Annotated in this window: 6 protein-coding genes; all 6 read left to right on the forward strand. The window is 73.3% G+C overall.

Annotated features, from left to right (window positions below; translation table 11 throughout):
* The coding region (locus GXP76_RS30800) for a TOMM precursor leader peptide-binding protein (RefSeq protein ID WP_242574909.1) at positions 1-1,946 on the forward strand (1,946 nt) is incomplete at its 5' end.
* Between the two features lie 37 nt (positions 1,947-1,983).
* Positions 1,984-3,867, forward strand: a complete 1,884-nt coding sequence (locus GXP76_RS30805) for a TOMM precursor leader peptide-binding protein (RefSeq protein WP_242574914.1) — start codon at positions 1,984-1,986, stop codon at positions 3,865-3,867.
* A 26-nt stretch (positions 3,868-3,893) separates the two neighbouring features.
* Positions 3,894-5,510, forward strand: a complete 1,617-nt coding sequence (locus GXP76_RS30810; protein ID WP_242574910.1) for a nitroreductase family protein — start codon at positions 3,894-3,896, stop codon at positions 5,508-5,510.
* A gap of 35 nt (positions 5,511-5,545) precedes the next feature.
* Positions 5,546-8,356, forward strand: a complete 2,811-nt coding sequence (locus tag GXP76_RS30815) for a lantibiotic dehydratase (protein ID WP_242574911.1) — start codon at positions 5,546-5,548, stop codon at positions 8,354-8,356.
* Entirely contained in the window at positions 8,353-9,447 is a 1,095-nt protein-coding gene (locus GXP76_RS30820; RefSeq protein WP_242574912.1) for a lantibiotic dehydratase C-terminal domain-containing protein, read from the forward strand. Before GXP76_RS30815 ends, GXP76_RS30820 begins: the two co-directional genes overlap by 4 nt.
* Positions 9,444-10,561 (forward strand): site-2 protease family protein (locus GXP76_RS30825; RefSeq protein WP_242574913.1); only part of this gene is annotated, 1,118 nt, incomplete at its 3' end. The genes GXP76_RS30820 and GXP76_RS30825, both read left to right, overlap by 4 nt.

Below are 10,561 nucleotides of genomic sequence, written 5' to 3' on the forward strand. Positions count from 1 at the left end.
CCGCCCAGATCGCGTACGCGGACCACTACGCCGACGGCGCCCTCGCCCGCTTCCGCCGCTACCGCACCACCCGCGTCGCGATCCTCGGCACCGGCCCCGTCGCCCGCTGGTGCGCGCTCAGCCTCGTCCGCAACGGCTGCGCCGCCCTCGCCGTCGAAGGTGACGCCGACAGCGACCCGACCCTGCTCGCCGAGATCGCCGAACTGGCCGCCCAGGACTGCCCGGTGACCCTCGACAGCCTCACCGCGCACCCCGGCTGGAGCGAACTCGGCGGCTACGACGTCGTCGTCGTGACCGGCCCCGACGCCTCCGCCCGCACCCACGCCCTGCTTCTCGCGGGCGTGCCGCAGGGCACCACCCTCATCCCCGCCTGGACGTTCGGCCGCAGGTCGGTCACCGGGCCCCTCAGCAGGGCGGGTTCGACCGGCTGCTGGTCCTGCGCGGTGCTGCGCCTCGGCGGCAACACCGACGCCGGTACGGCCGCCGACATCTGGAGCGAGGTCGCGGGCGGCGCCACCGGCGGAGCCTCCGGGCGCTCCGCACCCACCGGTCCCGTCGCCGCGATGTCCGGCAACCTCCTCGGCTACGAGATCTTCCGCCTCACCACCGGCGTGCTGCCCGCCGAGACCGACGGACAGGTCCTCGTCCAGGACCTCGAATCGCTCGACGTCATGGCCGAGCCCGTCCAGCCCCACCCGCGCTGCGCCCTGTGCGCGCCCGCGGCCGTCGCCCCGCGCCCGGCGCTGCCCGGCGGACTGAGCCTTCCCGTCACCCCGACCGTCGAGAACGCCGGCGACGCCGAGGCGCTCGTCGAGGACCTCAACCGGATCAGTACGGTGCTGGTGCGCCCCTTCACCGGCGTCTTCGGCCGGTACGACGACGAGAGCCTCACCCAGACCCCGCTCAAGATCAGCCGTGTCGAGCTGGCGGTCGGCCACGGACCGCGCAGGCGGATCGCCGCCTTCGACGTGCACCATCTGGCGGGCGCCCGGCTGCGCGCGCTGTACGCGGCGGCCGAGGCGTACGTCGAGCACGTCGTGCCCCTCACCCCCGAGACCCTCGCGCCCGGCACGCCGGCGCCCGCCGACGGGGTCGCCCCCGACCGGCTGACCACGGGCAGCGGCACCGGCGCGGGCGCCGAGACGGTCGGCGCCTGGCTCACCGCGACCTCGCTCCTGACCAAGGAGTCCGTCAAGGTACCGGCCGCCGCCGTGCGGCCCTTCGGCCCGTACAACACCGGGCGTCTGCACCAGGCGACCACCGCCGGCGCGGGCGCGGGCCCCTCCCCGCAGGAGGCGGCCGGCCGGGGTCTGCTCTCGGCGCTGGCCCACGGCGCGCTGCTGCGCGCGGTACGCGGCGAGGCGCGCGGCGCGCTCGTCACCTCCCCGGCGGCCGGCGAGCCGGACGCCGACCCGGAGCTGGTGTTCCTGCTCAAGTCCGTGCCGAACGTGGGGATCCGGGCCGAGCTCGTCGACCTCGGCGAGCAGGAGCACTCCGGTGCCCATGTCGTGCTGGCCCGCGAGACGGGCGGCGTGGACGGGGACCGGCCCGAAGGGCTCGGACGCTGGGCCGTCGCGGCCGGGCTCTCCCGGACCGCCGCCGCGTGCTCCGCGCTGCGCGACCTCATCGGCCAGGTACAGCTCGACGCCGAGGACCCGGAGTCCGCGGTCGACACCGGCGACCCGCTGATGGGTGAACTCGCCGCCGCGACCGTCCTGCTGACCGCCGATCCGGTCGCCGCCGACACGACGGCCACCACCTTCGACGCGGTCCTCGACCGGCTCCGCGAGGCCGGCCGTGACGTGCTGTACGTCGCCACCACCCCGGCCGACCTGCCCGCCGGCGGCATCAGCACGGCGCGCGTCCTGCTCACCACCGGCCCTCCCGCCGCCGGTCGCGACGGCGCCGTCACCACCGGCGTGGAGGGTGCGCCCGATGCAGGCTGAGCCCCTGGCGCGGTCGGCCCACGACCTCGCCACCCTGATGCGCCGCAGCTTCGACGCGGTCTCGGCACCCGCGCCCGCGCTCGACATCGCACCGCTCGGCGTCCGTGACGCCTTCGCGGCCGAGGAGCCGGCCGGCGGGGAGCCGGGGGACGCCGTGCCCGTACGGTTCTACGGCCGTCACGCAGTCGTCGGCCCCTTCCCGGAGCCCGGCGCGGCCACGCACCGCCCCTGCGCCCGCTGTCTGGCCCGGCGCTGGCAGGGCGTGCGCTCCGTCGCGCTGCGCGAGGCCCTGGAGCTGGGCTCCGGCACCCGGGCCGCCGGGGAGTCCCCGTACATCACCCCGTTCACCGCCGACGCCCTCGCCGGGGTCGTCGCGGCCAGACTCGCCGGGACGGGGCCGTCGACCGGCTCCTTCCCGGCGGTCCACCTCGTGGACCTGCAGACCCTTCAGGTGCGGCACTACCCGCTCGTGCCCGACCCCGAGTGCCCGCGCTGCGGACGGGCCGAGGAGGACACCGCCGAGGCGGCCGTCCTCACGCTGAACCCCGCGCCCAAGCACAAGCCGGGAAGCTTCCGGCTGCGCGACATCAGCGCGTACGAGCTGCCCGTGGAGCCGTACGCCAACCCCGTCTGCGGCTCGCTCGGCCCCTCCGTCGTGCAGGACATCTCCTCCGCGTCGACCTCGGCCACCATCGGCTGCTTCTCGATGCGCAGCGGCGACTACCTGCGCGAGACGTTCTGGGGCGGCCACGCCGACACCTTCGCGCAGAGCGTGCGCATCGGTGTCCTGGAGGGACTGGAGCGGTACGCCGGGATGCGCTCGCGCGCCAAGGTCGCGGGCGTCCACGGTTCGCTGAACGGTCTGCGGGCCGCCGGTGAACGCACCCTCGATCCGCGTGAGGTCGGCCTGTACTCCGAGGAGTTCCACCGCGCCAACCCGCGCGTCACCCCGTTCCACCCCGACCGTGAACTCCCCTGGGTCTGGGGCTACTCGCTCCGCGACCACCAGCCCGTCCTGGTGCCGGAAGTGCTGACGTACTATCACGCGCCCGGTCTGGAGAACCGGTTCGTGCAGGAGAGCTCCAACGGCTGCGCGTCCGGCGGCTGTATGGAGGAGGCCGTGTACTTCGGCCTCATGGAGGTCGTCGAACGCGACGCCTTCCTCCTCACCTGGTACGGGGGGGCCGCCCTGCCCGAACTCGACCCGCGCACCAGCACCCGCGCCGCCACCCGGCAGATGGTCGACCGCCTGGAGATGTACGGCTACGAGGCCCGCTTCTTCGACACCCGGATCAGCTTCCCGATCCCCGTCATCACCGGCGTCGCCGTCCGCCCCGACGGCGGCAGCGGCCGGATGTGCTTCGGCGCGGGCGCCGGGCTCGACCCCGAGTCCGCGCTCTCCGGGGCGCTGTGCGAGATCGCCACCGACGCCGTCAACCTCCAGGGCCGCACCGAACGCGACGAGGCCAGGCTGCGCGCCATGGCCACCGACTACGACAAGGTCGCGGCGCTGCACGACCATCCGCTCGCCTACGGCATCCCGGAGATGGGGAACAACGCCCACTTCCTGATCGGCGAGCCCGGCGCGCCCCGGCCCCCGAAGCGGTCACTGGCACAGGCGTACGGATCCCTGCCGCCCGTCTCCGACGATCTGCGCGACGACCTCACCCGGTGCGTGAGTGCCGTCACCGAAAAGGGATTCGACGTGGTCGTCGTCGACCAGACCATGCCCGAACAGCGTGACCTCGGCCTGACGACGGTCTCCGTGATCGTCCCCGGCCTGCTGCCCATCGACTTCGGCTGGACCCGGCAGCGCGCGCTCGGCCTGCCCCGGTTGCGCACCGCGCTGCGCGAGGCGGGGATGCGCGAACGCGACCTGACCGACGCCGACCTGAACCTGGCGCCGCACCCCTTCCCCTGACCCGAACCCCCGAGAGGAGTCCCACCATGGGGTACGCCCATGACTACGCCGCCGCGATCATGCAGCGGGGCCGGGTCCCGATGGCACCGGCCGATTTCGTGCCGAACTGGTCCGACGGGCCGCGCAAGGCGAAGTACTACCCCGGGGTCGACAGCCTGCCGCTGCCCGTCGCCGGCTACCCGGCGGACGCCGGCCTGGACCGCGCCTTCGACGGCGGCGCGGCAGCGGCGGGGACGGCCACCGGCGAGGGGGCGTTCGACCTGACGTCGCTCTCCGGCATGCTCCTCGACTCGTACGGACTGACCGGCCGCCGGCTCGGCGTCCAGGCCAACACCGACCTGAGCGCCCTGCCCTTCTACCCGCTCGCCAACTGGTCGCGCGGCTCCGCCTCCGGCGGCGGCCTCTACCCCGTGAGCGTCTACTGGGTCTCCGGTCCGAGCGGCCCCGTCACGCCGGGCGTGCACTACTACTCCACCCGTCACCACGCCATGCAGCGCCTGCTCACCGGCGATGTGTCCGGCGAGGTGCGGGAGTCGCTGGGCGGGTACGGGGCGGACACCGACCAGTACCTGGTCCTGGGCATCAAGTACTGGCAGAACTCGTTCAAGTACAACAGCTTCTCCTTCCACGCCGTGAGCATGGACCTCGGCGCCGCCGTGCAGACCTGGCGCATGTGGGCGGGTGCGCGGGGGCTGTCGGTGGAGCCGGCGATGTGGTTCGACGAGGCGCGCCTCCAGAGGCTTCTGGGCGTACAGGGCGAGGAGGAGGGCGTGTTCGCGGTCGTCCCGCTCAAGTGGGCTGGGCGGCGGGCCGGTTCGGCCCCCGGTCCCACCGGGACCACGGACGTCTCCGTCCGGGTGAGCGACGTCGAGCGGTCGCGCGAGGTCTTCACCTTCGACGCGCTGCTGAAGATGCAGGAGGCGACGTCCGCGCACGCCACCGAGCGGCCCGCCCCCGGCGCGCTCGCCCCGGCCGCCGCACCCCCGGCCGACCCGGACCTGCCGGTCGCGGCGCTGCCCGCCGCACGGCCGATGCCCGCCGACGTACGGACCGTGCTGCGCCGCCGGCGCAGCAGCTTCGGCCGCTTCGACGCGAGCCGCCCCGTCACGGGGGAGCAGCTGGCGGCGTGCCTGGCCGCGTCCGCCGCGGGCTCACGCCTCGGCGGCGACACCGGCACGGGCCGCGACGGCGACGGCGTACGGCTCACGAAGCTGTACGCGTTCGTCAACCACGTCGAGGGGGTGGAGCCGGGCGCGTACGAGTACGACCCCGACGCCCATGAGCTGCGGCTGGTCAAGGCGGGACGCCCCGGCGAATTCCTCCAGCGCAACTACTTCCTCTCCAACTACAACCTGGAGCAGGCCGGCGCCGTACTGGTGCCCACGATCCGTACCTCCGCCGTCCTCGACGCCGTCGGCGACCGCGGCTACCGCCTCGTCAACGCCACCATCGGCGCCGTCGCGCAGTCCGTCTACACCGCGAGCAGCGCGCTGGAGCTGGGCTGCGGTGTCGCCCTGGGCTTCGACAACGTCTCGTACATCGAGGAGTTGGGGCTCGACGCCACCGGCGAGGCACCGCTCCTGATCATGATGATCGGCAACGAGCGCCCCGCACCCGCCGACTTCCGGTACGAGATCGCCTGAGCCTGAGCCGATGACCTACCGGATGGGGAAGCAAGATGCCTGACCAGGCTTACGATTCGCGGGACCGTGACCCGAGACGCGCGTTCATGCTGCGCGTCGCCGGGCTGCCGATCGAGACCGTACGCGCCCTGCGCTGCCCGGCGAGCCGCCGCTGGGCGGACTCCGTACTCGCCGAGGACGAGCGGCTGCGGGCGGCGGGGGAGCGCGTCGGCGACCTGCTGCACGACCTGGTCGGCCGCACCGGGGACGGCGCGGACGCCGGACCCGACGAGGCCGCCGACCGGCGCGCGCTGCTGAAACTGCGCCGCGAGGTGTTCAACAACCGGCTGCCGCAGCGGCCCGGCGAGGCCCTCGCGCTGGTCGCGGGGCGCGACGCGGCGGCGGGCGAGGCCCTGTCGCGGTGGCTGCTCGACCGGCGGGACCTCGCCGCGCTGCGGGCCACCGGCGCGGAGCTGTTCGCGGGCGAGAGCGCCGAGGCGCGCGCCGCGCTGCGCGCCGTCGCGGGGGAGGAGCGGCTGCGCAAGGGGCTGCTGCTGGCCTCGCCGACGCTCGACGCGCAGATCGACGCGTTCGTGAAGGGGGAGGGCAAGCCCGACAAGCGCCGCAGGAAGATCGAGCGGTCGCTGCTGTCGTACCTCTACCGCACCGTCTGCAAGACCAGCCCGTTCTCCACGTTCACCGGGGTCGCGCTCGGTGAGTTCGAGGAGCCCGGCGCATCCGGCGGCGAGCCGGCCGGCGGGGACGGCTTCGAGGTGCGGTTCGCCGAGAAGTGGACCGGGCACGCGCGGCTCAACGTCGTCGCGCTGGGCCGCCTCGCCGAGTGCGTGATCGCCGATCCCGTACGCCGCGCCGATCTGCCCGTCGCCCCCGCCTCCGGGTGGGGCAGGGACGACGACCGGGTGCGCTACGTACGCCGCTGGATCACCACCGGCGACGACGACACCGCCGTCACCTTCGACGCCGTGAAGGACCGGCTGTTCTTCCTGCGCCGCAGCGGCACGCTGGAGCGGCTGCTGGACTTCTTCGAGGAGAACCCGGCGCTGCGGTACGGCGAGCTGGCGGCATGGCTCGCCGACGACGCCGGGGCGGGGGCCGATGAGGTCGAGCAGTACCTCGCCGCGCTGCTGGACATCGGCATGGTCCAAGTACCCGCGCTGCGTACGGCGGTTCATGACACCGACCCGCTGCGCGCCTTCCAGCGGTCGCTGCGCGGGCTGGACCGGCCGTGGGCCACCGAGCTGGCGGGCCGGCTGGACGAGGCCGTCGCGCTGACCGACCGGTTCGCCCCGGCGGAGCCCGCCGAACGCCGCGAGGTGCTCGCCGCGCTCCGGGCCACGATCGGCGACATCCAGTCGGAACTCGGCGCCGAGAGGCCCCGGGTGCCGCAGACCCTGCTGTACGAGGACGCGGCGGCCGGCCGTGAGACGTCGATGGACCTCGGCGCCTGGCGCGAGCTGACGGCGGAGCCGCTCGGCAGGGTGGAGGGCGTACTGCCCGCCTTCGATCTGACACTGCCCCAGCGCGTCACGTTCCGGGGGTTCTTCCTGGCGAGGTACGGACAGGGCGGGCGCTGCGACGATCTCCTCAAGCTGGTGCACGACTTCCACGAGGACTTCTTCGACCAGTACATGACGTTCACCGCGAGCCGTACGACCTTCGACACCGACGGGCAGTACGTGCCCGAGGTGAACTGGCTCGGACTGCCGCAGCTCAAGGCCATCGACTCGGCGCGCCGGATGTTCATCGACAAGATGCGCGCGATCTGGGCCTCGGGGGCGGAGGGCGACGAGACGGACATCGATCTCGACGCCGGATTCCTCGCCGACATCACCGCCGAACTCGCCCCGGCCGCACCGAAGTTCGCACCGATGAGCCACCACGTCCAGCTCGCCGACCGCCCCGGCGACCCGCTGATCGTCCTCAACCGCTCGTACGGCGGCCTGTCCTTCCCCTTCAGCCGCTTCACCCAGTGCTTCGAAGGACTCGACAGCTCCCTGCTGGCCGGCGCCGACCACGTGTGCCCGCCGGGCGCCGTGTTCGCGGAGGTCACCGGCGGCCCGGTCACCAGCAACCTCAATCTGCACGGGCGGCTGACCGAGTACGAGATCGTCTGCCCCGGTGAGAGCGGCACCCTGCCGCAGGAGTACCGGATCGACCTCGACGACCTGTACATGGAGCACGACGAGAGCGCCGACCGGCTGGTGCTGCGCTCGACACGGCTCGGCCGCGAGGTCATTCCCGTCTACCTCGGCTACCTCGTGCCGCTCGCCCTGCCCGAACTGCCCCGCACCCTGCTGCTCCTGTCACCGACCTCGATGGCCCCGCTGAACGTGTGGGGCGGGGTCCCGGAGAGCGCGCCGGTGGGCGGAGTCACCCGCAGGCCGCGTGTGCGGCACGGCAGCGTCGTACTGAGCAGGCGCAGCTGGAGCGCGCCCGCCGCCGAACTCCCGCTCCACACGCCGGGGACGTCCGACGACGAGTGGTTCCTCGGCTGGCACCGCTTCCGGCGCGCGACCGGGCTGCCGGACCGGGTCTTCGTGACCGTCTCGGACAGCGGGGCGCGCGGTGCGACGGGCGCCAAGCCGCAGTACCTGGACTTCGACAGCGCGCTCTCGCTCACCGCGTTCGAGGCGCTGCTCAAGACGGCCGAGGCGCGCGTGGTGTTCCGCGAGATGCTGCCGGACGAGGACGGGCTGCACGCCGTCTCCGAGCGCGGCGTCCATGTCGCCGAACTGGCCGTCGAAACCCTGGCCGGCGTGCCCGAGCGTGCCCCGGACAGCCCCGAACCCGTATCCGTATCCGCGGAGCTCGTATCCGCCGACTCCGCACGGAGGGACGCCTCATGACCGGCCCCGCTTCCGCCTCCGCTCCCGGCCCCGGCCTCTGGCAGGCCACGCACGTCTTCTACGCCGCCAACCCGCGGCCCTTCCTGCTCCAGTGCGTGCGCCCGCTCGTCGCCGAGCTGGAGGCGGAGGGCCTGATCGACAACTACTTCTTCATGAACTACTGGCTCGAAGGCCCGCACATCCGGCTGCGCCTCAAGCCCGTCGGCGAGGACGCGGCGCCCGCCGTGCGCGCCCGCACCGAGCAGGCCGTCGACACCTTCCTGGCCGAGCGCCCGGCGCTGTACGAGGTGGACTCCGGGTTCCTCAACGACTTCTACAACACGCTGTTCGAGATCGAGTTCCCCGGCAGTGAGCGCGGCCACTACATGGACGACAAGGGCCGGATGAATCTGCGCCCCAACAACTCGCGCAGCGCCGAGCCGTACGAGCCGGAGTACGGCAAGTACGGCGGCCCCGCCGGGATCGAGCTGGCCGAGTGGCACTTCAGGCACTCCAGCGATCTCGTCATCGAGGCCCTGCGCACCAAGAACCTCCACTTGCGGACCGTGCTGCTCGGCACGTCCGCGCAGCTGATGATGGTCATGTCGGGGACCTTCCTGCCCGACGACCGCGAGCTGACCGACTACCTGGAGAGCTACTACGAGTTCTGGCACACGGCGTTCCCCGGTACCGGCTTCATCGGGAGCTCCGAGTACGACAAGAACTACGCGGCGATGGCCCCCGGTCTCACCAGCCACTTCGCCCGTATCAGGGCCGCCGTCGGCGCCGGTGAGCCCGGCCGGCTGCCCGGCTTCCTGGCGGGCTGGGCCGAGCACTGTGCCGAACTGAACGAGCGCGCACGCAGGTTGACGGTCGACGGTGACCTGGTCTTCCGGTCCTGGGACGGGGAGCGGGACGAGCGGGTGACGGACCCGGCCGTCGCGCTGCCGCTGCTGCTGTCCCCGTACATGCACATGACCAACAACCGGCTGCACGTGACCATCCGCGACGAGGCGTACCTGTCGCACGTACTGGGCCGGACACTGCGGGAGTCCGTCGCCCCGGCCGAGCCCGGTGCGGAGACGGAGGCGGAGGCGGTGGCCGCGCCATGACCGCCCCCGCGGACCGCGTCGAGGCCGACCGGTACCGTCCGACGCTCCGCTCCGACGTGCTGGTCAGCGACGAGTTCCTGCTCGGCGCCAGGAGCGTGCACCTCGTCAAGAACCCGCGGAGCGGCAAGTCGTACGAGGTCGGGGCCAAGGAACACTTCCTGATGGCGCGCATGGACGGTACGCGCGGTCTGGACGAGCTGGGGGCGGAGTACGCGGCGGAGTACGGCAAGCGCCTGGGCGACGCCAACTGGCAGCGGCTGCTGGGCATGCTGGGGGTCAGGGGGCTGCTGGAGGGCGGCCCCGCGGCCCCGCCCGCCGACACGGCGGGAACGGCGGGAACGGCCGGGTCCGCCGCCACCGCCGACGAGCCGCCGAAGCGCACCCTGCTGCGAGGCACGCTCCCCCTGGTCGCCGACGCCGACGCGACGGCCGACCGCCTCCACCGCGCCTTCGGCTTCCTGCTCACCGCGCCCTTCATGGTCCCGCTGCTCCTGCTGGTCACCGCCATGGAAGTGGTCGCGGTCGCGAGGCTCGGTGAACTCGTCGACGGAGCGGCGGCGCTTTTCACCAACCCGGTCCTGCTCGCGGGCGTCGCCGCACTGCTCTGGTTCAGCACCGCGCTGCACGAACTGGCCCACGGGGTGGTGGCGAGACGCTACGGCGGGCAGGTCGCCGAGATCGGACTGCGCTGGCGCCTGCCCGTCGTGATCATGTACTGCACGGTCGACAACTACCTCTATCTGCGCACGCGCTGGCACCGCGTCGCGACCGCTGTCGCGGGCGCGGTGATGAATCTCCTCGTGCTGCTGCCGTTCTGCGCGGTCTGGCTGTTCGCGCCGGTCGACGACGCCACGGGCGAGGCACTGGCCGGGCTGCTGCTCCTCGGCAGCGTGCAGGCGCTGGCCATGCTCGTACCGTTCCCGCCGCTCGACGGGTACAAGATCGCCGCGCAGCTGTGCGGCGCGACCGCGCTCGCCGCGTCCAGCCGGGAGTACGTACGGCTGGCCGTGCGGCGCGACCCGGCGGCGAAGGCGTACCCGCGCCGGGCCCGTACCGCCTATCTCGGCTACACGGCGGGCTCGCTGCTCGTCCTCGCCGGGATCGTGGCGGCCGT

Origin of the sequence: Streptomyces sp. NP-1717 (assembly GCF_022695985.1) — a bacterium.
GTDB lineage: Bacteria > Actinomycetota > Actinomycetes > Streptomycetales > Streptomycetaceae > Streptomyces.

Bases quoted from the DNA above. Each gene is read 5' to 3' on its own strand.
- GXP76_RS30805 (WP_242574914.1), top strand. From the start codon at position 1,984: ATGCGCCGCAGCTTCGACGCGGTCTCGGCACCCGCGCCCGCGCTCGAC.
- GXP76_RS30810 (WP_242574910.1), top strand. From the start codon at position 3,894: ATGGGGTACGCCCATGACTACGCCGCCGCGATCATGCAGCGGGGCCGG.
- GXP76_RS30815 (WP_242574911.1), top strand. From the start codon at position 5,546: ATGCCTGACCAGGCTTACGATTCGCGGGACCGTGACCCGAGACGCGCG.
- GXP76_RS30820 (WP_242574912.1), top strand. From the start codon at position 8,353: ATGACCGGCCCCGCTTCCGCCTCCGCTCCCGGCCCCGGCCTCTGGCAG.